Source organism: Vibrio rumoiensis 1S-45, from assembly GCF_000286955.2.
Classification (GTDB): Bacteria; Pseudomonadota; Gammaproteobacteria; order Enterobacterales; family Vibrionaceae; genus Vibrio; species Vibrio rumoiensis_A.
This window is the reverse complement of sequence record NZ_AJYK02000032.1, coordinates 1-24,123: the sequence shown is the minus strand read 5'-3', so window position 1 is coordinate 24,123 and position 24,123 is coordinate 1. Positions and strand designations below refer to the sequence as shown.

The following is a 24,123-nucleotide window of genomic DNA, read 5'->3' as shown; positions in this document are numbered from 1 at the left end:
CATAACACTCATCAAAGCTCTCAAGTATCTGATGCATCATTTTATCTCTGGTACTCTTCCTCTTTAGGAAAGGTTATTGGTTTATCTTATTTTGTTGTAACAAAACTGCGATACCGGCCAGCATTGGCTTTGAATAATCAAAAAATTGTTTAATACCCGAACATAGATAATTCAACCCTACTTCCCCATCTGGCGTGCGGATCAAACGGTTTTTAGGGCATTCACCCCAACATAGGTTTAAGTGATCGCACGACTTGCAATATTGGGGAAGGCTTTCACGCTTAGACATACCAAAAGCTTCTTGGCAAGTTGAAAACACTAACTTATTGAGCTCAGTATCTTTTACATTACCCACTTGATATTCCGGATACACATAGTGATCACATGAATAAACCGCACCATCATGTTCAATCGCAAGCCCTTTACCACAAAATTCAGCAGTGACACAAAGTTGGGAAGGTTTGCCCATCGTCTGTGCAACGGCCGTTTCAAATAAATTCACCAACACACGACCAAGATCGTTGTTCACCCATTCTTCAAAGATTACCGATAAAAAATGTCCCCAATCATCGGGATCCACCGACCAATCCGTTACTACTGACATTGGGTGACCAGGTTTACTTAATTCTTCACCCAACTTAGGCAACATACTGTCGCTCCAAAATTGCGGTGCGGTGGTTTTAAAATTAGACGGCTCCACAATCGGAGTAAATTGAACGTAGGTAGCGCCTAACTCTTGAGTAAGAAAGCGATACACTTCTAACAGATATTTGGCATTATGCCGGTTGACGACAGTAAGCGCATTAAATGGCACGCCGTGTTTCTTCAAACACTCCACCGCTTTCATGACCAAATGGAATGTTGGTTTACCGCTGCGGGTCACTCTATATTTGTCATGTAACTCTGCTGGCCCATCAATCGACAAACCAACGAGAAAATTGTTCTGCTTTAAAAATTCACACCACTCGTCATTCAATAATATGCCGTTAGTTTGAAGATCGTTTTGAATCGTAACACCATCCGGTTGATATTTCTTTTGTAATGCTACAATTTTTCTATAGTAATCAATGCCTAATAATGTTGGCTCACCGCCTTGCCATGAAAATACAACTTCGTCACCATCTTGGCTTTGTATATAGCTTTGAATAAAACGTTCTAGAGTTTCATCGTCCATTTGTGGCTGCTTTGGTTGATGCAACAAACCTTCTTTATGGAGATAAAAACAATACTGACAATCAATATTGCACTTTGAACCACCGGGTTTTGCCATCACATGAAATCGACGCTCATAAGCGGGTTTGTCACTGAGATCTTTTTCTGATGTCTTTAACGGAATCACTTCCATCATGGTTGAATCATTGGCAAATAGTTTGTTCATAGTACCCTCGGAAAAAAGAGGTAGCGCCAGATCTGACGCTACCAATACAACATTTTATTTCACAGTAAAGCTTGCTGGTTTAAAGCGCGGTGGGAATTTTTCAAATGATTTATACATTTTGAAAACTTCTGGTTGCGCATAACCAGCCATCAAATAAATGCGGTCATACATCCATTTACCGTATTCCATTGAAGTATCTCCACGTTCAAATGGATCATTCTTCAGGTCAAACATTTTTGGCACACGTAGAGTGGTAAACGGGCGTTCCCAAACCCCCCAGCCTGATTCATGCTCTTGGATTCTAAAGTGGAACTTCCAGCGATCATGTCGCATCGCAAGCAAGTCACCATCATCACTCCAATAGAAGAAGTTTTTACGCTTGGTAGGCCCCTTCCCGGCAAGAAGATCACGCTGATCATAACCATCTAAATGAACGTTATAAGGCTTTCCTTGTGCCGTAGTACCTTCAAGTAATTGTTCTTTTACTTTTGGATTACCCGCAGCAGCAAGTAATGTTGGGAACCAGTCTTCACTGGCAAACAGATCAGTGATGACTGTACCCGGCTTAATGTGACCCGGCCATTTGATCATCGCAGGGACACGAAAACCGCCTTCCCAACCGGTATTTTTTTCGCTGCGGAAAGGCGTCATACCCGCATCTGGCCATGTGTTAATCATTGGACCATTATCGGTGGTATAAAGAACAATGGTGTTATCTTCTATGCCAAGATCTTTGATCTTTTTCAGAACCTCACCAACTTGCCCATCATGCTCAACCATACCGTCGGCATAATCGCCCAAGCCTGTTTTATTCTGTGATTTTGGATCTAGGTGAGTACGGTTGTGCATACGAGTTGTATTAATCCAAGTAAAGAATGGTTTGTCTGCTTTCACTTGCTTGGTCATAAACTCTTCAGCGGCATCGATAAATTCGATATCCACCGTTTCCATGCGTTTTCTTGTTAATGGACCGGTATCTTGTACCTTACCATCAGAACTCGATTTAATGACGCCGCGTGGACCAAATTGTTTACGAAATTGAGGGTCTTTCGGGTAGTCTGCATTTTCTGGTTCTTCTTCCGCATTTAAGTGGTAAAGATTACCAAAAAACTCATCAAAACCATGTTGGCTTGGTAAGTATTCGTCTCTATCACCTAAATGGTTTTTTCCAAATTGCCCAGAGGCATAACCAAGCTCTTTCAACATGGTTGCCATGGTTGGATCTTTATCACTGATACCAATTTTCGAACCTGGAATACCCACTTTTGATAAACCTGTTCGTTTAGGCATCTGCCCTGTAATAAAAGCAGAGCGACCAGCAGTCGAGCTTTGTTGTGCGTAGTAATCGGTAAACTTTGCCCCTTCAGCGGCAATACGGTCGATATTAGGGGTTTGATAGCCCATCATACCTTGGCTATAGGTACTTAAGTTCCAGTAACCTATATCATCGCCGAAAATGACCACAATATTGGGTTGATCAGCAGCTTGTGCGGTTAAAGATGCGGCTCCAAGCGCCAGAGTGCAACTATTGAGCACCAGTTTTTTAGTGCGTTGCTTGTTCTTCTTATCCATGATTTCTCCTGCATACACGTTGTATTGGACATCTCATACTAGACAAGCAAAGGTAAAGTTAACACCAAGAAAAGTACATAAATGGAAATATAAAGCTTAATACAAATTCCTTTGTTCAAAAGTAAAATCAAACGCACATTTGAAAAACTTATTAATGATAAACATCACAATAACATCAATGAAGAGTTTCAAATTTTGGACTTTGTACTCTAGGCGATTTTTTCATATTTTTTAAATCACATTCTAAATGTCGAAGAATTTTCGATTGATGTGGAAGTGAGGTTTGATGGGATTGATAGCATTAAAAAAGCACACCATATCAATATGATGTGCTTTACTTCCTTTACAGGAGAGATGTACTTACAAGAGTACTATTTGCCTACTTGAGACTGGTCACGCTTTTGTTGAAACCAAAAACGCTTTCTACCATGTGAACGAGTCATACAGTTATCCTACTTATTTTCATTTTTATGATTATATAAGCCGGTATTAACCTATTTATCTTGGCGCTATGTTCGAGTTCGCTTTATGAGCAGTACGAGGAAGATTTCTTTTATAAAGAAACTTACCTTTAATCGAAGATACGGTGAACAGAATTACAACGGGACTTGAATGCTAAAGCAGAGGGTCGGATGTTTAATTTTTCACACTTCAAACCGTGAAGTTTTATAAATGAGTTACTTTTGGCTTTTATTCTATTATTTTTGTTTTGCTACCAATTATTTTGGTCACTATTCAATAAAACAAGCGCCGGACAATGCCAGCGCTTGTGTATCTTTCAGCTATTAGTAAAACTAATGAGCTAAAAAATCAATTATTAAGCAGGAACAACGTTCGCAGCTTGAAGACCTTTTTGGCCTTGCTCAACTTCGAAAGATACTTTTTGGCCTTCAGCAAGAGTTTTGAAACCTTCTGAAGCGATAGCACGGAAATGTACGAATACGTCAGCGCCGCCGTTGTCTTGAGTAATGAAGCCGAAACCTTTTTCTTCGTTAAACCATTTAACGATACCAGTTGTTTTAGACATATTATGTCCCTTATCTTGTGTGCAATAAATGCAGTTCATAAATTTATGTCGCCAAATGCGACGGGTGCTGCGTTGAACGATTTAATGTTTTATTAAGCGAAGGGAAAATCTAATAACAAAAACAAATGATGTATTTGAGGATTCTACTTTTACTAAATTGTTTCATTAATCACTCTTATCAACAGAGCGAGGTAGATATTACAGGGTTTAGCTCAGATGTACACCTATTTCGTAAAGAATATTGAAATATATTTAAAATGCCGTTTAAACGGTTGATTAACCACCATATCGCAGTTTTAGTAACCTGTGCATATCTACCCATTTGCAACCCATTAGCTTAATTGTATTAACAGCCAATCCCTGACTTGTTCCATTTCATCTCTCTTGTTTGGATACTCACGTAGAACATCTCTGACGGCGCTTTCCATGCCCTCAACTGAGTATATTTGCCCTTTTAAGGCAACTTGCAATGCTTCAAGTGGCGCTGGATCTAAGCTATCACTAAAGACTTGCACATCATCAATATGCGCTTTTTTAATGTTAAAGTGCAGCTCTACTCCACCCCATGTAAACCTTTCATCGATGTGGTGTGTAAATTCTGGGGTATTACCAAAGTTCCAATGCCAATCTTGTTGCTTGGTAAACGTGGCTTCGAAATTAGGGAGATCGGGCATGGAATCAGGCGAGATAAATTCGGCTTCAACCTGTTCACCATAATAGTCAAAGAAAGCTTGTGTAATGGCAGTACATAACTTTTCATGGGTTAGCGATGGTTCAAGTTGCTGTAAGTTAATTACTCGTGAGCGAACTGATGTAATCCCTTTTGCTTGCAACTTCTTCGGATCAGGATTGAGATAATCCGCTAAACGACTCATGTCCGCATTCAATAAGATGGTTCCATGATGAAATCCACGATCCATCGTTTCTCTATAAGCAGAACCTGAAAACTTACGTTCGCCTTCGTCTGTTTCCACAACTAAATCATTGCGTCCGGTTGCCTTACCTTTGATTCCAAGCTGAGTTAAAGCCTTTAATACAATATCGGTAGACACGGTTTTATCGTACTCCGGTTTTCCAGCCATAAACGTAAAGTTAGTATTACCAAGATCGTGAAAGACTGCCCCACCACCACTTTGACGGCGCGCCAAGGTAATACCGTCACGTTCCATTCTTTGAGTATTACATTCTTTCCACGGATTTTGTGCTCGGCCTATGACAACAGTGTTATCGTTCCGCCATAGAAACAACACTTTTTGATCCGCAGGCATAGATCGGAAAATAGTGTCCTCAACCGCTAAATTAAATAAAGGGTTGGTTGATGTAGAAAAAAGTAAGCGAAGTGATGACATAGTTTGGCCTTTAACATTCATTTTGAATTAGATTTTATACTGCACCCAAGTGACCGAAAATCTCCAAAGTTATAATCACTTGACGTTAAATTAAGTGCTCAATTAAAGGAAGCACTTTTTTCGCAGCATCCTTATCATGCTGTGTGTAAGCCGTAGTGATAACTCCCTCTTTGATAATCGAGATTCGGCAAGCAGCGTCTTCATCCAATTGCCCATACTTTTGTATTAGTTGAATCACTTGTTTCTTATGATGAACACAAGCTTGGTTAATACTTGAATCAAGATCCCCAAATTCAGCGCTAGCATTGATAAAAAAACAACCGTTGAATACCCCAAGTTCTTCAACATCATCATTAATCCAATCATCAATAGCCTCGAACAATGCCATTAACGCTGCTTTACCTTGAGGTACAGATGAAAGCCTTCCTATTAACCACTCACGATAAATTTCATCACGGTAGTTCAATGCCTCTACTATTAACTCCTCTTTATTTTCAAAGTGATGATATAACGTTTTTTTTGCAACTCCTGATACTTTTAATACCTCATTTATTCCAACGGCATGGATACCATGCTCATAAAAAAGTCTTAGTCCTGACTCCAGAATAAGTTGTTTCTTAACGTTCATTATTTTATCCAATTCGAATATTTAAAATTAAACTTGACACAAGGAGACCGATTTGTCTACATTGACAGGGAGACAAATCGGTCTACTTTAATTATAACAAAAGGACATATCCATGAATAAAGATATTCAACATGCAATTTTGGCTGGTCTTGGGGCCACTATCACTATTGGACTATTATCCTTACTTGATACATGGAACTTATCATCTACGAATACCGGACTCTGGCTGATGGCACCATTTGGCGCAACGACCGTTCTCGTTTTTGGTGTTTCATCTAGCCCACTCGCTCAACCTAAGAATGTCATATTTGGGCACCTCTTGAGCGCGTTTGTCGGATTGTTTTTTGCTTATTTCATTGGTGTACAACCGTGGGCTTTAGCAGGAGCAACAGGCATCGCGATTACATTAATGCTCGCCACAAAAACAACCCACCCACCAGCAGGTGCAAACCCAATTCTTATTATGCTAACAGGGCAAACTTGGGGCTTTTTGCTCACCCCCGTACTCCTTGGCAGTGTAGCCATTGTTTTATGCGGGCTAGTTTTTAACCATGTTAAGCAGAAAAGACTAATATCTACGTCTGCTTAAGCTTCACTCCCGATAATGACGGCAATAGATAAATGGCAGTATCTACTCATTAAATTTAAAACATCCAATCATAGCCTAAAGCCATATTTATTTGTAAGGTGTTATACCTAAAGTAATTGACGTAGAAGCGAACCGGAAAATTAACGGTTCTCCAATACTTAAATTATCTAAGTTACGTCACTCGGGTATACATACCATTGAATGAGAGGAAAACTCTGTGCAGCATCCCCATGAAATTTTATCTGCATTTACCGACCAAGGCGTGGTTTATCAACCCCATACCTTTGAATTGCCGCTAAATCACAACGATACAAAAAGCTCAACGCTGACCGTATATGCCCGCGAAGTGGTGCTTATTGATAAACAAGATAGCAAATTACCTTGGTTGGTTTATTTCCAAGGTGGCCCTGGGTTTCCTTCTCCTCGTGCGGATGCACAATCGGGTTGGTTAAAAGCGGCATTAAAACAATATCGAGTATTATTACTTGATCAGCGTGGCACAGGGTTAAGCTCTCCGATAACTCATCAAACTTTGGAAGGAATGACCCCTGAACAACAATGTGAATACTTAACTCACTTTCGTGCAGACAGCATAGTCAACGATGCAGAGGCGATTCGCTTGCATTTTAACGTTGAGAAATGGGCTATTTTAGGTCAAAGTTTTGGCGGTTTTTGTTCACTAACCTATTTATCTTTATTCCCAAATAGTTTGCTGCGTTCTTACATTACAGGAGGCATACCTTCTTTAACCAAGCATGCGGATGATGTGTATAAAGCAACTTATCAGCGTGTAAAACAAAAGAACCATGCGTTTTTTACTCAATTTCCACAAGCACAGTTATTATGCCAACGCATTGCGGATCATTTATCACAGCACCATGTAGAACTGCCAAACGGACAACCCTTTACCGTTGAACAATTTCAGATGATTGGCATTAACCTTGGGCGTGGTAGTGCAGCACTTCCAATGTATTACTTGTTAGAAAGTGCTTTTGTTGAAATTGATAGCAAACCGCAACTTAGTTATGCTTTTTTAAATGCCATGTTGGCAGAGCAGGCTTATCAAACCAATCCTATTTATGCCATTTTACATGAATCAATTTATTGCCAGCCTTTTGCAAAAAATGAAGTTAATAAAACTCAGTCATTATGGGCAGCACACCGTATTCGTGATTCTTATCCAGAATTTAATTACCAAATTGGCCAGCCATTCTACTTTACAGGCGAAATGGTGTATCCATGGATGTTCGAACAAATGGAATGCTTAAAACCGCTAAAACACGCATCTCAACTATTAGCAGAAAAATCGGATTGGACGCGCTTGTATGATATTGAGCAACTTGAGAATAATATTGTCCCTATCGCTTGTGTGGTTTACGTTGAAGACATGTATGTCGAATTTGATTATTCAAGGCAAACCTTGGCTAACATTCCAAACAGCAAAGCATGGATGACCAACGAATATGAACATAATGGTATTGGCGTGAACGGTGAACGTATCTTTGAAAAGCTAGATGATATGCTGAATCAAATTCAACAGCTTCCTAGCTTCGATTCAATGATAGAGACCAAAGATTAAATTAACCATAAAGTTAGGGAACATTAGCCCTAACTCGTTATAAGGACATAACGATGAAGATTTCATTAATAGCTGATCTAGGCCCCTATTTACAAGACTTAATTCCCCTTCTACAAGATTGTGTCTCTAGTGGGGCTTCAGTTGGATTCTTGCCCCCAGTTAAAGCCGAACAAGCTCAGCAATATTGGCAGGGTGTCCAACAAGATATCAACGATGACTCCCATACTAGATTGTTATTGGGAGCATTTGAAAATGAAAAACTTGTCGCTTGTGTTCAGTTATCTCTAGCCTCTAAAGCAAATGCATTACATCGAGCTGAAGTAGAAAAACTGATGGTCCACACTCGCTATAGAGGCAAAGGGATCAGCAAGCACCTATTGTCGCACTTAGAATCTGAAGCGCAGAAATATAAACGAACACTGTTAGTGTTAGATACTCGAATTGGTGATGTCGCGTCTGATCTATACAAACGTATGGGCTATACCGAAGCGGGACAAATTCCAAATTTTGCATTAAGTGCCAATGGTCAACTTGAAGGTACAGTTTATTTTTATAAAATACTGGAGTAAGCAGGCTATCGATACACAAATCACCATGAAAATAAAACACACAAAGTATCAATAGCTTAGAAAAATTAAAAATTCAAACCTTAACCATTTCATAACAATTAAAATTTGAATTTTGCAGTGTAATAAAATCAACAACAAAATATGACAACGTCACCATTATCAAGCATTTTTTCTTATCGTCACCTAAGATATTTTTCATTCTTAAAGTATAAAATCATCCTTTATACTCAAGATAACCACTTGTTGTATCAATATTAAGAGTCAATTATGTCGGACAGTATCCGTATTCGTGCATTAGAAAAAGATGATTTACGATTCATTCATAGCTTAAACAATAACCGTAGCGTCATGTCGTATTGGTTTGAAGAGCCTTACGAGTCCTTTATGGAGCTTGAAAGCCTGTATGTCAAACACATCCACGACTTAAACGAACGACGCTTTATTGCTGAAAATGGTGATCGTGAGCATGTCGGTTTAGTTGAATTGGTGGAAATCAACTACATCCACCGCACTGCAGAATTTCAAATCATCATTGCACCACATTTTCAAGGCCGCGGTTATGCAAGAGCAATTATCGATCGCGCGGTAAATTACGCGTTTAAAATCTTGAACGTAAACAAACTATACCTTCAAGTTTCAGATGAGAATGAGAAAGCCGTTTATTTGTATGAAAGCTTTGGTTTTAAGCGCGAAGGTCTCTTAATTGAAGAATTCTTTATGAATGGTCAATACCGTAATGCGATTCGCATGTATATGCTACAGCGGGATTATTTTAATCGCCAAGAAGAACCCAGCGCGATTAATGCTGCTCAATAACGTATTGTAAGTAATAAAGGCGAGCCATTCACTTAAACTCGCCTTTTTGTTTTACACTTTGTCGCCCAAACAACTTCTTAACTTTTTTTGTTTAGACTTAGAGCAATTAAACCGTTCAATTATGGTTTCATTCCTTGATACATTGCCTCAACCAACGTTCCATCCTTTGTATCTCCCGAAAGTTCCCAAGCGAAAATGCCCGCCAATCCTTTTTCTTTCAACCACTGTGTTTTCGCTTGAATTGAACGTGCGTCATCAAATGATATAAATACTTTTTTCTCGGGATTCCATAAGAAAGGTGCGGCAGATTGCTCATCATAACCATATTGGTAGCCATTTTCTTTGGTGTAGTTTTTCATTAAATCCCAATAAGTGAAATAGCCTGCTTCAGTGGTACCGAATGTTGCCCCTTTTTCTGATATCAATTCAGCTGTTGGAAATTTTCCATCGAAATCTTTCGTACCTTCCCAACCTCGACCATAAAATGCAGCGCCAAGCACCAGTTTATCGGCGGGTATGCCGTGTTCTATCATTTGATTAACAAAGACATCTGCCCCCATTCCCCACCAACTACGCTCAGTGGCGTGTAGATTGGTTAAATGCCCCGTTTGTTGCCCCCAACCGCCCAGAAAGTCATACGTCATCGCAAACATATTGGTCATATAAGGAGATACTGCTTTCCAATCAATTTGCGCAGCTTTCGGTCCAACACCCACTGCAGATGATAATTCGTAATTACGTTTAGTTGTTTTACCCAGTGCATTCAGTTCTGAACGAATGGATTTAATCAGGTAAGTAAAGGCTTCTCGCTCTTGAGCTTTTTGATCGTCGGTTAATTTGGTTTGTTCGTTCCAAGGTGACGTAGTTAACCCACCTCCACCAGGGTATTCCCAATCTAAATCAATACCGTCAAAGAAATCATATTGGGCGATTAATGCCACAGCCGTTTTCGCAAAATGATCTATCGCTTGTTTGTCTTTTACCATTGCATGAAAAGGTTCAGACATCGTCCATCCACCAAAAGATGGCAGGATGGTTAATTTCGGGTAGTCTGCTTTTAGCTGAGCTAATTGTGCAAAATGTCCTTTAAATTCTACATCGACATCCACTTTGCCAAAATCAACATCTAATGCCGATTTCTTATCAACAATAACCGCTGTATAAGGGGCTTTTCCTCTGCATTGTTCATCGATTTGTTTAACAACTTTTTCTCCAGCAGCAGTATGTGGGCCACACATACTTAAAAAGGCATAAATAATATGAGTCAATTTATCCGCAGGAATATCTTTAACCGTATATGGTTGTTCTTTATTTTCATACTGCCAGTCGGCAAAATACCCTGCAACAACGGGATCTTGCTTAACACCTGCAACTACCAAATTAGAAAATACCCCTGACATAACTGCAGTCAAAATCATTGGCTTTAATACTGTTTTAGCTTTCATTTAGCATTCCTGAAATGTTCTATATTCAATGCAAATAAAGGTAGACAGTAAATCTTCATGTAATGGTCAAATATTCAACAAGTTATGAAGTGCTTTCCAATATTTTTGGACTTATCTGCCAAAGAGGAAATTTATTACAAATATTTAAAATCAGCCTCGCAAAATTTTTCTCAAGCGCATAAGTCCGTTAAACCCAATAACGTATTTTACAGTCTTATATTTTGTATGATTTATTTCATCGCTTGCGCAAGCGGTTGCTTAAAAAAAAGTGGGATCTAAGAGATATTTTAGGAAGTTATAGTTGACTTCAAAGTGAGTTATTTCGATGATGAACCCAGTAAAGACAAGGAATCCAAACTATAATAATCTTTTAGAACTTGTCTTCACTATTCTCACTATGGTTCATCCACATTAAAGGTCCGCTAATGAGTAGTAAATTACAACAACTTCGCTCGCTAACCACCGTTGTTGCCGATACAGGTGACATTGAAGCTATTGCTAAATATCAGCCAGAAGATGCAACAACCAACCCTTCTCTGATTTTAAAAGCAGCTCAAATTGAAGATTATGCACCTTTAATCGACCAATCTATTGCTTATGCAAAATTGCAAAGCAACGACAAAGCACAGCAAATTCAAGACACCTGCGACATGCTTGCTGTAACCATTGGTAAAGAAATTCTTAAAATTATTCCAGGCCGTATTTCTACTGAAGTGGATGCTCGTCTTTCTTATGATACCGAAGGTAGCGTGTCTAAAGCTCGCCAATTGATCAAAATGTACAATGATGCGGGTATTACTAATGATCGTATTTTGATTAAACTAGCATCAACTTGGGAAGGCATTCGCGCTGCAGAGATCCTTGAAAAAGAAGGTATTAATTGTAACTTAACGCTTTTATTCTCTTTTGCTCAAGCGCGTGCATGTGCCGAAGCTGGCGTATACCTAATCTCACCATTCGTAGGTCGTATTATGGATTGGTATAAAGCAAAAGAAGGCCGTGATTTCGCACCACAAGAAGATCCAGGTGTTGAGTCAGTAACTGCGATTTATAACTACTACAAACAACATGGCTACAATACGGTCGTGATGGGTGCAAGTTTCCGTAATATTGGTGAGATTCTTGAGCTAGCAGGCTGTGATCGCCTAACAATTAGCCCTCAACTTCTTCAAGAATTAGAAGACAGTGAAGGCGAAGTAGTTGAAAAACTTACGGCAACAACAGAGATTCAACCACAGCCTAAGAAAATGTCTCACGCCGAGTTTTTATGGGAGCATAACCAAGATCCAATGGCGATTGAAAAACTAGCTGAAGGCATCCGTGGTTTCGCGGTTGACCAAGGTAAACTTGAAGTAATGATTGCCGAAAAATTATAAGTCATCATCTCTAATACCGGCTGGTCTAGATTCCTCTAGGTCAGCCGTTTTTATTTATGATGGTTATTAATCACAGCCTTCACACCCCAAAGCTTAAGTGAACCGATAAAAGGAATCTCTCATGTCTCTTTACCCAACTATTCTTGTCGCTATTGATCCTGCTGATATACATGCCCATCAACTAGTTACAAAAGCTGGAATTATAGCTAAACAAAACCAAGCTGAACTTCATCTGGCTTATGTAGAGAAAGGCATTATGAATACACAATTTCTGTATCGTGACGAAGGGTTGTTTAACTTTCATCCAGGTAAAGAGTTAGAGCGAATTGAACAACTTCACCAGTTGAGTCAAGCTTGCCCGTATCCTGTAACCAATATTCACTTTGCCGCTGGAGAAGTGGTTAAGCATTTGGAAGATCTCGTCAATGAAGTTGAAGCCAAGCTGGTGATTATTGGGTATAAAAATAAATTTTTTAGTTTTTCAGGTGGCTTAGAAGCGGACTTATCAGCCGATTTAAACTGCGATATTTTACAGATGAAAAGTTTTCAATAACCTTATATTTTAGATAAACAAATTTAGATTGAGTAACTTAACTAATGCAAACAAAAAAGCTAGGGTTATTACCTAGCTTTAGCGTTATGTAGACAATGAGCAATAATGTTTTCTAGTATTGATTTTTAAGTAACTGTTCAAAATCTTCTGCTGATACAGGTTTGCTGTAGAAAAACCCTTGCCCAAATTCACACTGCATCGTGGTGAGATAATCCACTAACCATTGATCTTCTATTCCTTCAGCAACAATTTTTAAATTTAATGCTTTGGCCATTGCAATAATCGCATTTACTAACTCCCTATCCCCTTCATTTGTTTGAAGGTTGCTCAAAAAGCTCCGGTCAATTTTTAAACGATCAAAAGGAAATTTTTGTAAGTAACTTAAAGCTGAATACCCTGTACCAAAGTCATCAATGGTAAGTTGTGCGCCCATTTCTTGCAGTGTATCTAATAGCGTTAAGACTCCATCACTATGATCAAACAATAAACTTTCTGTTATTTCTATATCTAGCCTTCCAGGTGGTAAGCCCGATACTTTTAGTGCGCTTTTGATTTGCGATAAAAGCTTTTCATAATATCTAAATTGAACACTAGAAAAATTGACGGACATTTGAAGCGGTAAATACTGCTGCCATTTCGCAGCTTGTACACATGCTTCATGCACAGCAAACTCCCCCAATTGATGAATAAGGCCATTTCTTTCCGCCAGCTTAATGAATTCATCTGGAGCAACAAATCCATATTGGGCATCGTTCCATCGCATCAAGGCTTCTGCACCAATAATCTTTTGAGTGCGTAAGTTGATGATCGGCTGATAATATAATTCTAACTCCTCATGAGAAATAGCTTGGCGTAGACGACTATCAAGATTCAAGGTTCTTTGCACATCCATATTCATCTCGGCATTATAGAAATGAAATGCGTTTCTACCATCTTCTTTTACCTTATACATCGCGGTATCAGCGTTGGCGAGTAATTGCTGCGCATTTGACCCATCTTGCGGGTAAATAGCCATACCAATACTGGTAGAGATAAAGAACTCTTGCTTATTCGAGACAAAAGATTGCTCAAATAACGTCAAAATATTTTCAGCGATCTTCTTTCCCGTCACTGAATCTTTCAAATTTGGAACAATTAATAAAAATTCGTCGCCACCGAATCGTGACAAGGTATCCTTAGGCGATGCAATACTCAATAAACGTTGAGTACTTTGTACCAACACCTCATCACCAACAAGGTGCCCTAATGTGTCATTAATTTGTTTAAAATTATCTAAATCGATAAAGATGACTAACATATTACTATTATTTTTCGAAGCACTCTCGATCTCTTGCTCTAACCGTTCGTTACCAAACTTACGATTAGCTAGCCCGGTCAATGCATCATGTGAAGCTTGATACGCCAGCTTTTGTTCCGAGATTTTTCGTTTTTCTATCTCTTCAATCAACCTAGAATTTTTTGTAAATAATATTTGTTGTTGCCTCGAACTCTCTTCCACTTTAGTTCTTAAAACAAGATTAACGCTATTGATCATAAATACATATAAAAGACCTAAAATAACGGGAATAGCTAGAAAAGATAATCCAACAATAAACCATCTCGAGGTAAAGAAATCTTTTTCAGCTAAAGGGACAAACCAGCTTTTCAGGTGAAAGGGGGTATTTTCAATTTTTACATCAAAAAAGAGATTACGGTTTAGCTCATCTTCTGTTGTTTGATGTTTATCAGTTGAAATGGTGTCCCATATGAAGACAGGCCCAATAGATGTAGAAAGATCAACACGGCTTCGGCTATCTTCATATTCTTGGCTGGTAAGTTGTTCTATTATGACTTTTTCATTGAGTTTTGCGATTAAATAACCAACTGTTTTACCTGAGAACTGCACAGGTTTAACTAGGTTGATCTGTATGCCATCTTCTCTTAATGAAGGATAAATACAAATTGAATCGCCATCCATCTTGTGAAACTTGGTTAAATTCAGTGAAAAAGGTGTTTGATTACCAGTATCAACAATTATGTTCCCTTCATAATTCGTCAATAACAGCCTTTCATAGATGGGTTTTTTATTGATTTTTTTATCTGAAATTAACTTATTCAGCTCTTTTTCTAGCTTGATTAAGCTCGCACCTAAGCCGTACTCCATTGACATACCAGAAGCCAAGTTAGCAAAAAATGCCTGCATCGAACGGCCATTACTAATGTTGGTGATATTTTCATCGTTTGCAGAAAAAAACATCTCTAGCACACTAGCATAGCTTTGTACTTTTAAGCTTAGCTCTCTTTCTTGTGATTCCTTTAATCTCGCCTGACCTAAGTTCGTCACGGTAAGAATAATAGCTAAATAGAGCACAAGCAAAATAGCGCCACTGGTGACCAAGCGACGGCTAGACAACTTCTTAGACCAAGTATTCATAAAACTGTCTTATTCATTGCCAGTAAAGTAACCATTATAGAAATCAAAAACTGATGGATAATATTTTTCGACAAGTTGTTGGTAGCTCCCATCTTTTTTTATTTTAGATAAATAGTCATTAAAAGCTTTTCTTAATTCTGGCGAATCTTTCCTAAAACCGGCTGCCATTTTTTGGTCTTCTGATATCGGACCAATCACCTTAATCTGTCCAGGCCATTTTTCGAGTGCAATAAGGGTATCAGCTACATCTAAAATGGTGCTTTCTGCATCATTATTTAAAATTGCAGGGACCATTTCATTTAAGTTGCGCTCCTGTTTAGGCAAGATAATATTGGCATCCGTAGCATACAGATCATATAAATTAGGGTCTAGGCATGAGTGTTCTAAGGCTAGAACATTTCTTCCTCCCATCAACTCTTTCACTACTCGAATATCTTCATCCAGAGAGCCTGACGGTCGAATCGGACGTAAATCGGAGTCTGACCGGCTCACCAGCCAAACAGCAGATGGAAAGTAATCATTTGAAAAATCGATTAACTGCTTACGCCAATCTAAAATAGTCACACCATTAGCGACAATATCACCTTCAACTTTAACTTTTTTTCCTGTGACAATTTTATTATGAGTAAATTGTGTATCTTCACCGGTAAGTTTGCCAATCATATTATTCCAATTTGCTGGAACATATTGATATTTAAGGCCTAATGATTGAGCAAAGCCTTGCATAATTTCGACATCAAGACCAGTTACAGATTCGAATTCCCCTGTATGAATGTATGAAATAAAATTAGCGTAAGGCACCCCGATATGACGAAGTACACCATCTTTTTGTATATCAACCAAATCTCTGGCAATAACCTGTTGTGAACTAACAGAAACGATAGCAAACCATATCGTACACATTAATATTTTTTTAATTTTCATGATTAGTCATTTCTCTTCATTACAACATAGAGAAAGGGCCAATTAAGGCCCTCATGTTTAAACCATATCTTTATATAGGTTCTCAATGGCATACACTAAACCACGAATATCATCTTCATCATTATAGATATGTGTTGAAATCCGTAGTGCATGAGAATCAACCGTATCTTCTTTATACAACTTAAAATCTGTTGTACGAATGATAAAACCATACTCATTTCTCAAGCGATCTCTAAACTCAACTAACCGCTCTTCATCTGTTAGTTCAAATGGGTTAAATGTTGTAATTCCACTCAATAAGTCATCATCATTTGGGGCAAATTGATAAGCATGAGGAAGCGCTTTGCTTAATAGCGCTTTACATAAACGACTGAGCTCAAATACGCGCTCTTCAATATTATCCCGACCAATTTCATCCCACATTTTACAACTATCTGCTAATGCTTGTTTCGCAGGGTAATTATCATTACCGATATACTGCATTTGTACTTGAGTACCTAAATAATCAGCATGAGACAGTGAAGAGTTGATTAACCAAAGTGGATTGGTACGATCGCTCCAATAGTCATTTAATCGGCTTGCATTATCACGTACATACAAAATACCTGTCGCGCCAGGACCACACTGCCACTTATGTCCTGCACCGGCATAGAAATCACAATCCATATCATGAAGATCTAGATCCAACATGCCGATAGTATGAGCACCATCAATAAGTGTCGGTATACCATATTGCTTAGCAAGATCACAAAGTCGTTTCGCTGGGAGTTTAGTACCTGTTTTATACGTGATGTGAGAGAAGGTAATCAAACGTACATTACTATTCGCATTTAACGCATCACGAAATGCTTCAATATAATCATCCTCAGTCACATTTTCTGTACCTGTGTACACAGGAAGTTGAACTTCTACAACCTCAACACCAAACCGTTGTTTAACCACATTCAATGGTGACGTCGCTGCAACATGCTCGTGATGTGTCGTTAAAATCACGTCTCCAGATTCAAAGTGAAGTCCATTCAATATCGAGCACATGCCATCGGTCGTATTCCGGCTTAAAATGATTTCATCCGTGTTCGCACCAAATCCAGCCGCAATGTCTTCTACCATTTCACTGACATACGGCCAAGAGCCAAACTTTCCATCCATATCCCAAGGGTATTGAGCAACGATTTTGTTATTATCTTCGAGTTGCTCTAGAACATGCTTAGGCATTGAGCCTGTAGTTCCGGTATTCAGGTATACACTTTTTTTATCGAGTACGAATTCCTTTTTCACTTTTTGCCATAATTTGCTTGTTTTCTTATCATCATGTTTGTTGTTCTGTTTCCAATCAGATGCAGCAACGTTTGTACTAAATACTCCGCTTCCCAAACTTGCAGCCGCGACCGCAAAACTTGCAGAACCTTGAATAAATTTACGACGATTAATTCCTTTTAAACCTGAGTTGCTATCACTCATTCCTTTTCCTCATGAAAGTGAAATGTTAAAAAGTAAATTGGCAAAATTCTCATGAACAAGAAAATCAGACCAATCATACAAATATTAAATACATAATCACGAGTTGTAACGCATTAATTATGAGTTATTGATGAATCTCTCGTTCATACATCTTTATTTGGTTAATTATTCGCCTCTCAGATTAAAAGTTATTCAGCCATTGCGCCAGTATTAATAAATATAGATTTTTCTTTGATGTGTTTATGTTTGAAGGTTTTCAGTAGAAGTGTCGAGTCGGATGTGAAAATATTGGGCAGTAAACGATAAAAAACCGAAACGCAGATCAGCGATTCGGTTAATTAAAATTACCACTTTTCATCTTTAGAAAGCCAGTTTTTAAAATGTGTCATGCGTCACCTGTGGACTCAGAAAAAATATTGAATCCAAAAAAATTTAGGATCTATCCTAAGTAATCATTACATAGACACATTTATGGCCACAAGGTTAAGGCTATAATTCTCAACACAATTGCAAATACCACCATACTCACACCAAGCTTATAAAATTTAAACTCTCGAACCGTCATCTCTACGCGCTTATAGAATACCGTCGCAACACCTCTCCAGTCATTACTACGTCTTCCATAGTCATACAGACTGGTTAGTATTAGCCCGACCCCTACCACTAAAATACTTTTTTCCACAACCATCAAAATTGTCTCAAACATAATCCGATTAACCCCATTATTGATCTGTTCTTAATTGATAATATGCAGGTTTTTCAAAAATGACAGTGAACTTAAGTCGTAATCGAGAAAAGATGTGAGCAAAGTAACTTTATAGTGATCAAAGAATTATTGAAATTGGTATTCGATTAAGCATAAAAAACAGAGTAAGCTTAAAGCCTACTCTGTTAGCATTATTCTTAGCTTTGTCTACTTAACAAATTATAGTTGAGCAGCCGTAACGTAGTTTTCTAACTCTTGAACTTTAACCGTTGTTACTAATTGGTTGTCAGCATAAAAAGCTACAGCATCGCCAGTTTTTACACCACGAAGTGTTTTTTGTGTGCCGTTGACATAAGAGATGTTCATTTGAAGAGTGTTATTGTCAATTTGTTGAATCGTTGTGTTTTCAACTTGAGCATTATTTGCTTGAATTGGCGCTGTTTTTAAAGAGCTATCCACTTTGTCGTTTACTTTTAGCAATGCATCAATATTTTTGTCAACCACTGCTGGTGACTTACCCGTGATCATGTTTTTACCTGTCCAAAACTCAATTGAGTTAAAGATGAATAAATCCGCAATAGAAGCAATACCGTAAACTGGGCTGAGTAAAATAAATAGACCTTCACGAGCATAACGGTTATCTACCGCCATTAAGTTACCTTTAGTCACTAAACCAGTTACACCCATTTGTCCCATACAACCGCTTAACGTTGTTACACCTAGTGCTGCTACGATCGCTACTTTCAATTTTTTCATAGTTAATTCTCACTCTATTAGTTTTGTTATATTTCTCTATCTTCCATTGAATTACTTGGTAAGTATAACGTAAAGTCCAATTAGTTCAGGGGATGACGAAAAAACTGACACAAATCTAGCATATAGATGAACTTATACGAAAGAGTTTAATAGTTTAATTCTCAATATCTCACTCGATGAATCAAAAACTTACCAATACTCCGCCCGGTTGATTCACCAAAATAATAAGCAACACATCAAAAATAACCAGAACAAATAATCAATCACCAAAAATATACCACGATAGTAATTTTGTATAATTGCTTCACGGTTTGTTACCATGCCTATATATTTGTCCCCCAGAGGCTTAAATTAAATGGGTATATACCCAGAGATTAACAAAGATAGAGATGGTATTAGGATGAAGTTTAAGCACCTACTTATTGCAGTATTACTCTTAATTGTGTCTGGTTGCGCCGTATATACAGGTTTGAATTATGATCAAATGTTTGGCAAACAACATGTGCAACCAAGAACGCCAGATTACAATAGCCAAGCTGCTCAGCGTTTTGTGACCGAAATTAAGCCTATTCTAGATAACCGATGTGTTGTCTGCCATGCTTGTTACGATGCCCCCTGCCAATTAAAACTATCTTCTGTTGAAGGGATAGATCGCGGTGCTAATAAGAATTTAGTCTATAACGGAACCCGCTTAACCGCTTCCAATCCCACTCGCTTATTTGAAGATGCACAAACCACGCAAGAATGGCGTGATATTGGTTTTCATCCAATTCTCAATGAACGTTCACAAATTCCAGAAGCCAATCTTCAAGCAGGCTTAGTCGCACGTCTTCTTACCCAAAAGAAAACTCATCCTCTACCTGATCAAAAGCAGCTTGAAGGTTTTGATTTTAGAATTGATCGTGAGCAAAAATGTCCAACGATTGAAACACTGGATCAATATCAAGCGGATCACCCAACTTGGGGAATGCCGTATGGAATGCCCGCATTAAGTGATACCGAACACAACACTCTTATGCGTTGGCTATCTAATGGTGCCGTCATGACCGATCACGAACCACTCTCGCAGCAGCAAAAAAATCAAATAGACAAGTGGGAAGCATTTCTAAATGGTGATTCTTTAAAGCAGCAACTGACGAGCCGCTACATATATGAGCACCTATTTTTATCACATCTCTATTTTTCAGAATATCAAAAAGTGACGCCTAAAAGCTCAATCCAATTTTTTGCTTTAGTGCGCTCAGCAACACCACCAGGGCAGCCCGTTAAGCGTATTGCAACACGACGTCCATATGACAATCCAAACGTTGAACGCGTGTATTACCGACTAGTCGCTTACCCTGCTAGTATTGTCGACAAAACTCATCAACCCTACGCCTTAGATGATAAAAAGTTAAACCGTATACAGGATTTATTTATCACCCCCATTTATGATGTAAAAGAGCTGCCTAGTTATAAAGCAACCGTTGCAGCTAACCCAATGACTGCCTTTGCAGACCTACCGGTTGATGCTCGCTACAACTTCATGCTCGATAATGCACAAAATACAATTATGAGCTTCATTAAAGGACCCGTTTGCCGTGGCCAATTAGCACTGAATGTGATTAATGACCGTTTTTGGGTATTCTTTGTCGATCCAAAAGCTGCTAAGTTGCCAAGCGTCAAAAAATTCTATTATGATCAAACCGATAATTTAAAACTTCCATCGGAAAAAGAAAGTAACGTTGTGCCTATTTACCAATGGGTGGCTTATTCTGAACAGCAAGCTCGCTACCTTGAAGCGAAAGAAAGAGCAAAAAGTACTTGGTTCAAAGATGGTGACCATTTAACTGAAGATCTTGTATGGGATGGCCATGGCACGAATAAAAATGCGGCTTTAACCATATTCCGTCACTTCGACAGTGCTTCTGTTGTACAAGGGTTAGTTGGCACTCCGCCCAAAACTGCTTGGGTTATTGATTATGCTTTATTAGAACGAATTCAGTATTTATTAGTTGATGGTTTTGATGTTTATGGCAACTTTGGCCATCAATTAATGACAAGAATGTTTATGGATTTTTTACGGATGGAAGGTGAAGAAAACTTTTTATCTTTGCTGCCTATCGAAGATCGACATCGTTTGATGGAAAGCTGGTATCAAGATCCATCACCACAATTAAGCGCCTTTATTCAGCGTGATGTAAAGCCTTTTGAGCAACCGACTAATATAAAATACAAAACGCCCGACACCCAAGCAGAACTTTATCAAATCCTAAAGGAACGTTTAGCACCAGTCTTAACCAATCGCTATCAAATAAAAAACACCGGTCTTTCTAAAGAAAGTGAAGAAACGCTTCGCAAAATTGATTCAATTAAAGGAAATGGACTTCGTAGAGTACCCCAGTTAATTACGGTGATGATTACTAGCGACCAAGGCAAAGAACAATTTTTCACGCTTATTCATAATAACTCACATAGAAATATCTCTAGTTTATTTGATGAAGAAAGCAACCGAGATCCAGAAAATGATGACCTAACTTTCGTCAAAGGTATCATTGGAAGCTACCCTTCAGCCTTCATTCGCCTAAAAGAGAAAGACATAAAAGATTTCTATCAAATGTTTTCACACATAAAAGAAGATGGCGACTATATTGCTATTTTAGATAAATATGGCGTTCGTCGTAGTGATCAAAATTTCTGGAAATTTAGCGATAAATTACATCAATGGTATGAAAATGATCAACCTATTGAAGCTGGGTTACTTGATTATAACCGCTTTGAAAACCGCTAAAACCTACAATGTAAAAAGTATGACTACAAATAGCCTTGAAACGATTTTTAAGTCTATTTATTTTCTAATAATTAAATTATGCTGTTCGTAGCTGAGCACTGCATGAAGCGGGCTAAACACAAACTTTATAGAACATTCAGGATGTTAACAATGAAGAAAACTATTCGCACTATGCCTGCGCATAAGAACATTGCGCTTGTCGCCCATGACCACTATAAGCCAGAACTGTTACGCTGGGTTGTAGAGAATAAGACAAAACTGCAAAGCCATTTTTTGTATGCTACTGGCACGACTGGCAATATGTTGAGTAAAGAGACAGGCCTTGCGATTAAGAGTTTAATTAGCGGCCCTATGGGTGGTGACCAGCAGCTTGGTGCCCTGATTTCTGAAGGTAAAATCGATATGATGATTTTCTTCTGGGATCCACTCAATGCTGTCCCACACGATCCAGATGTAAAAGCCTTACTTAGAATTGCATCCGTATGGAATATCCCTGTTGCGGCTAATCGCGCCACAGCAAATTTCCTTTTTAATTCGGTACTATTAGAACAAGAAGTTGATATCGAGATCCCTGATTATCAAGCTTATCTCAACGACAGAATATAGATCGAACTGATTCAAAAACGGCTAATATCTTTCAGACATTAGCCGTTCTCATCAAATAGCCGTCACGTTAACCGCAACATTTCTTATATTTCTTACCACTTCCACATGAACAAGGATCGTTACGATTCGGTGTTTTTTCAAATGTGGTTGTTTTTGGTTTATTTAAAATCGTTTCTAATTCGATGATATTTTCATCTTGAGATTGATCAATGGTAATATCTGCAACCAACTGTTTTTCCAGTAAAATAGCTTCGATTTCTGCTTGTCTTTCTGCGGTATTCACAATCAAGTTTAACGGTGATTCTGCTGTTCCAGCTTTGACTTCACGATTGACATTATAACCAGAGGTAACATGATTTTGGCGCGTATCTATACGGCCTTTAAAGAATAACTTTGACATTGGAATCCCAATTAAAAAATGAGCAATAACTTGCCGGCGAGTATACGCATATTCTGGCTAATTGATAGATAGGTACGTGAATATTTATCGGAGCTGCAACTTCAAGTCAATATAGGTATATATTGCATAAAAAAGAACCCCACGCCTTTGTGTAAACATCCCTTAAAATAGGTACATTTTCAGAAAAAGGTGGCGAACCTGGAGCTATTCACATTCTAGGTTCAAGCTGGCAATTAAAAGACTTACCTATATCTATGAATACTTTCTGTTATTTTGTCAACGGGGTATTGAATAACTGGTGGGGTGAAACCCTAAGACAAAAATCGTAATAAATCATTATTACCCTACCGATAAAATCATGGGGCAAAACTAATCCTTTTTTATACCTAAATCGCCCACCACACTGTTTTTATAAACAGTCTTAGCGATATAAAAAAACGCACCCGAAAGTGCGCTTCTTCAATAACTAACTACTTAGTCCAATCTAAGATAACTTTCCCTGAAAGCCCGCCACGCATAGTGTCGAAGCCCTTTTGGAAATCATCAACGCTGAAATGATGCGTGATAATTGGAGTAAGATCTAAGCCTGATTGAATAAGGCTAGCCATTTTATACCAAGTTTCGAACATTTCGCGTCCGTAGATACCTTTGATAACTAAGCCCTTAAAGATAACCTTAGTCCAATCAATGGCCATGTCTGATGGTGGAATGCCTAATAGTGCAACACGACCACCGTGGTTCATGCCTTCAAGCATGGCATTAAATGCCGATGGTACGCCCGACATTTCAAGACCAACGTCAAAACCTTCGGTCATGCCAAGTTCGCTCATGACGTCTTCTAGTTTTTCATTGGCAACGTTCACTGCGCGCGTCACGCCCATTTTACGAGCCAAATCTAGGCGATATTCGTTCACATCGGTGATCACTACATGGCGAGCACCAACGTGTTTTGCCACGGCTGCCGCCATAATACCGATTGGGCCTGCGCCGGTGATCAATACATCTTCACCCACTAGGTCAAAAGACAACGCTGTATGAACCGCATTACCAAATGGGTCGAAGATTGAGGCTAAGTCATCTGAAATTCCATCTGGGATCTTAAATGCGTTAAACGCTGGGATCACAAGATATTCAGAGAATGCGCCTGTGCGGTTTACACCAACACCCGTAGTATTACGGCACAAGTGAGTGCGACCACCACGGCAG

At 38.6% G+C, this 24,123-nt stretch carries 21 protein-coding genes; 8 read left to right on the top strand and 13 right to left on the bottom strand.

Going from position 1 to position 24,123, the window contains the following annotated elements:
* Positions 1 to 73: 73 nt before the first annotated feature.
* The 5 genes from A1QC_RS04605 to A1QC_RS04585 form a co-directional block, all read right to left on the bottom strand.
* Positions 74 to 1,378, bottom strand: coding sequence for an anaerobic sulfatase maturase (locus A1QC_RS04605; RefSeq protein ID WP_017025744.1), 1,305 nt, complete (start codon positions 1,376 to 1,378; stop codon positions 74 to 76).
* 54 nt (positions 1,379 to 1,432) lie between these two features.
* Positions 1,433 to 2,950 carry an arylsulfatase gene (locus A1QC_RS04600; protein ID WP_017025743.1) on the bottom strand — a complete coding sequence of 506 codons (1,518 nt, stop codon included), beginning with the start codon at positions 2,948 to 2,950 and terminating at the stop codon, positions 1,433 to 1,435.
* An 817-nt stretch (positions 2,951 to 3,767) separates the two neighbouring features.
* A complete protein-coding gene (gene cspE / locus A1QC_RS04595) occupies positions 3,768 to 3,977 on the bottom strand; it encodes a transcription antiterminator/RNA stability regulator CspE (RefSeq protein WP_017025742.1) in 210 nt (69 codons plus the stop codon).
* 332 nt (positions 3,978 to 4,309) lie between these two features.
* Positions 4,310 to 5,326 carry a lipoate--protein ligase gene (locus A1QC_RS04590; RefSeq protein ID WP_017025741.1) on the bottom strand — a complete coding sequence of 339 codons (1,017 nt, stop codon included), beginning with the start codon at positions 5,324 to 5,326 and terminating at the stop codon, positions 4,310 to 4,312.
* An 85-nt stretch (positions 5,327 to 5,411) separates the two neighbouring features.
* The gene (locus tag A1QC_RS04585) at positions 5,412 to 5,954 is read right to left on the bottom strand and encodes a TetR/AcrR family transcriptional regulator (protein WP_017025740.1); all 543 of its coding nucleotides are present in this window, start codon (positions 5,952 to 5,954) and stop codon (positions 5,412 to 5,414) included.
* 112 nt (positions 5,955 to 6,066) lie between these two features.
* On the opposite strand from A1QC_RS04585, the gene A1QC_RS04580 reads away from it, so the two are divergent.
* From A1QC_RS04580 to speG, 4 genes are all read left to right on the top strand, one after another.
* Positions 6,067 to 6,543, top strand: a complete 477-nt coding sequence (locus tag A1QC_RS04580; protein WP_017025739.1) for an HPP family protein — start codon at positions 6,067 to 6,069, stop codon at positions 6,541 to 6,543.
* Between the two features lie 235 nt (positions 6,544 to 6,778).
* Positions 6,779 to 8,122 carry an alpha/beta fold hydrolase gene (locus A1QC_RS04575; RefSeq protein WP_026025899.1) on the top strand — a complete coding sequence of 448 codons (1,344 nt, stop codon included), beginning with the start codon at positions 6,779 to 6,781 and terminating at the stop codon, positions 8,120 to 8,122.
* Positions 8,123 to 8,175: 53 nt separating this feature from the next.
* A complete protein-coding gene (locus A1QC_RS04570) occupies positions 8,176 to 8,691 on the top strand; it encodes a GNAT family N-acetyltransferase (protein WP_017025737.1) in 516 nt (171 codons plus the stop codon).
* Positions 8,692 to 8,958: 267 nt separating this feature from the next.
* Positions 8,959 to 9,507 carry a spermidine N1-acetyltransferase gene (gene speG / locus A1QC_RS04565; protein WP_017025736.1) on the top strand — a complete coding sequence of 183 codons (549 nt, stop codon included), beginning with the start codon at positions 8,959 to 8,961 and terminating at the stop codon, positions 9,505 to 9,507.
* A 119-nt stretch (positions 9,508 to 9,626) separates the two neighbouring features.
* Here speG and A1QC_RS04560 read toward each other — a convergent pair whose 3' ends face one another.
* A complete protein-coding gene (locus A1QC_RS04560; RefSeq protein ID WP_241796537.1) occupies positions 9,627 to 10,907 on the bottom strand; it encodes a glycoside hydrolase family 18 protein in 1,281 nt (426 codons plus the stop codon).
* 470 nt (positions 10,908 to 11,377) lie between these two features.
* On the opposite strand from A1QC_RS04560, the gene tal reads away from it, so the two are divergent.
* Together tal and A1QC_RS04550 are read left to right on the top strand one after the other, a co-directional pair.
* Positions 11,378 to 12,328 carry a transaldolase gene (tal, locus tag A1QC_RS04555; RefSeq protein ID WP_017025734.1) on the top strand — a complete coding sequence of 317 codons (951 nt, stop codon included), beginning with the start codon at positions 11,378 to 11,380 and terminating at the stop codon, positions 12,326 to 12,328.
* Positions 12,329 to 12,449: 121 nt separating this feature from the next.
* Positions 12,450 to 12,881 (top strand): universal stress protein, encoded by a 432-nt coding sequence (locus A1QC_RS04550; RefSeq protein ID WP_017025733.1) that lies wholly within the window; start codon positions 12,450 to 12,452, stop codon positions 12,879 to 12,881.
* Positions 12,882 to 12,993: 112 nt separating this feature from the next.
* Here A1QC_RS04550 and A1QC_RS04545 read toward each other — a convergent pair whose 3' ends face one another.
* The 5 genes from A1QC_RS04545 to A1QC_RS04525 form a co-directional block, all read right to left on the bottom strand.
* The gene (locus A1QC_RS04545) at positions 12,994 to 15,294 is read right to left on the bottom strand and encodes a putative bifunctional diguanylate cyclase/phosphodiesterase (protein WP_017025732.1); all 2,301 of its coding nucleotides are present in this window, start codon (positions 15,292 to 15,294) and stop codon (positions 12,994 to 12,996) included.
* Positions 15,295 to 15,303: 9 nt separating this feature from the next.
* Complete coding sequence (locus A1QC_RS04540) at positions 15,304 to 16,197, bottom strand: transporter substrate-binding domain-containing protein (protein ID WP_241796536.1); 894 nt, start codon at positions 16,195 to 16,197, stop codon at positions 15,304 to 15,306.
* A gap of 78 nt (positions 16,198 to 16,275) precedes the next feature.
* On the bottom strand, positions 16,276 to 17,679 hold the full coding sequence (locus A1QC_RS04535) for an aminotransferase class V-fold PLP-dependent enzyme (RefSeq protein WP_017025730.1): 1,404 nt from the start codon (positions 17,677 to 17,679) through the stop codon (positions 16,276 to 16,278).
* Between the two features lie 469 nt (positions 17,680 to 18,148).
* Complete coding sequence (locus A1QC_RS15670) at positions 18,149 to 18,385, bottom strand: hypothetical protein (protein ID WP_017025729.1); 237 nt, start codon at positions 18,383 to 18,385, stop codon at positions 18,149 to 18,151.
* Between the two features lie 219 nt (positions 18,386 to 18,604).
* Positions 18,605 to 19,141, bottom strand: a complete 537-nt coding sequence (locus A1QC_RS04525) for a DUF3332 domain-containing protein (protein WP_017025728.1) — start codon at positions 19,139 to 19,141, stop codon at positions 18,605 to 18,607.
* Positions 19,142 to 19,541: 400 nt separating this feature from the next.
* Between A1QC_RS04525 and A1QC_RS04520 the strand changes: the two genes are divergently transcribed.
* Both A1QC_RS04520 and A1QC_RS04515 read left to right on the top strand, forming a co-directional pair.
* Positions 19,542 to 21,911 (top strand): fatty acid cis/trans isomerase, encoded by a 2,370-nt coding sequence (locus tag A1QC_RS04520; RefSeq protein WP_017025727.1) that lies wholly within the window; start codon positions 19,542 to 19,544, stop codon positions 21,909 to 21,911.
* A 150-nt stretch (positions 21,912 to 22,061) separates the two neighbouring features.
* Positions 22,062 to 22,517, top strand: coding sequence for a methylglyoxal synthase (locus A1QC_RS04515; protein WP_017025726.1), 456 nt, complete (start codon positions 22,062 to 22,064; stop codon positions 22,515 to 22,517).
* A gap of 67 nt (positions 22,518 to 22,584) precedes the next feature.
* Here A1QC_RS04515 and A1QC_RS04510 read toward each other — a convergent pair whose 3' ends face one another.
* A complete protein-coding gene (locus A1QC_RS04510; RefSeq protein ID WP_017025725.1) occupies positions 22,585 to 22,917 on the bottom strand; it encodes a PBPRA1643 family SWIM/SEC-C metal-binding motif protein in 333 nt (110 codons plus the stop codon).
* Between the two features lie 470 nt (positions 22,918 to 23,387).
* Positions 23,388 to 24,123 (bottom strand): L-threonine 3-dehydrogenase (gene tdh, locus A1QC_RS04505; RefSeq protein ID WP_017025724.1); only part of this gene is annotated, 736 nt, incomplete at its 5' end.

Coding starts and splice junctions, on each gene's coding strand:
- A1QC_RS04605 (WP_017025744.1), bottom strand. CDS start 1,378: ATGAACAAACTATTTGCCAATGATTCAACCATGATGGAAGTGATTCCG.
- A1QC_RS04600 (WP_017025743.1), bottom strand. CDS start 2,950: ATGGATAAGAAGAACAAGCAACGCACTAAAAAACTGGTGCTCAATAGT.
- cspE (WP_017025742.1), bottom strand. CDS start 3,977: ATGTCTAAAACAACTGGTATCGTTAAATGGTTTAACGAAGAAAAAGGT.
- A1QC_RS04590 (WP_017025741.1), bottom strand. CDS start 5,326: ATGTCATCACTTCGCTTACTTTTTTCTACATCAACCAACCCTTTATTT.
- A1QC_RS04585 (WP_017025740.1), bottom strand. CDS start 5,954: ATGAACGTTAAGAAACAACTTATTCTGGAGTCAGGACTAAGACTTTTT.
- A1QC_RS04580 (WP_017025739.1), top strand. CDS start 6,067: ATGAATAAAGATATTCAACATGCAATTTTGGCTGGTCTTGGGGCCACT.
- A1QC_RS04570 (WP_017025737.1), top strand. CDS start 8,176: ATGAAGATTTCATTAATAGCTGATCTAGGCCCCTATTTACAAGACTTA.
- speG (WP_017025736.1), top strand. CDS start 8,959: ATGTCGGACAGTATCCGTATTCGTGCATTAGAAAAAGATGATTTACGA.
- A1QC_RS04560 (WP_241796537.1), bottom strand. CDS start 10,907: ATGTCAGGGGTATTTTCTAATTTGGTAGTTGCAGGTGTTAAGCAAGAT.
- tal (WP_017025734.1), top strand. CDS start 11,378: ATGAGTAGTAAATTACAACAACTTCGCTCGCTAACCACCGTTGTTGCC.
- A1QC_RS04550 (WP_017025733.1), top strand. CDS start 12,450: ATGTCTCTTTACCCAACTATTCTTGTCGCTATTGATCCTGCTGATATA.
- A1QC_RS04545 (WP_017025732.1), bottom strand. CDS start 15,294: ATGAATACTTGGTCTAAGAAGTTGTCTAGCCGTCGCTTGGTCACCAGT.
- A1QC_RS04540 (WP_241796536.1), bottom strand. CDS start 16,197: ATGTGTACGATATGGTTTGCTATCGTTTCTGTTAGTTCACAACAGGTT.
- A1QC_RS04535 (WP_017025730.1), bottom strand. CDS start 17,679: ATGAGTGATAGCAACTCAGGTTTAAAAGGAATTAATCGTCGTAAATTT.
- A1QC_RS15670 (WP_017025729.1), bottom strand. CDS start 18,385: ATGTTTGAGACAATTTTGATGGTTGTGGAAAAAAGTATTTTAGTGGTA.
- A1QC_RS04525 (WP_017025728.1), bottom strand. CDS start 19,141: ATGAAAAAATTGAAAGTAGCGATCGTAGCAGCACTAGGTGTAACAACG.
- A1QC_RS04520 (WP_017025727.1), top strand. CDS start 19,542: ATGAAGTTTAAGCACCTACTTATTGCAGTATTACTCTTAATTGTGTCT.
- A1QC_RS04515 (WP_017025726.1), top strand. CDS start 22,062: ATGAAGAAAACTATTCGCACTATGCCTGCGCATAAGAACATTGCGCTT.
- A1QC_RS04510 (WP_017025725.1), bottom strand. CDS start 22,917: ATGTCAAAGTTATTCTTTAAAGGCCGTATAGATACGCGCCAAAATCAT.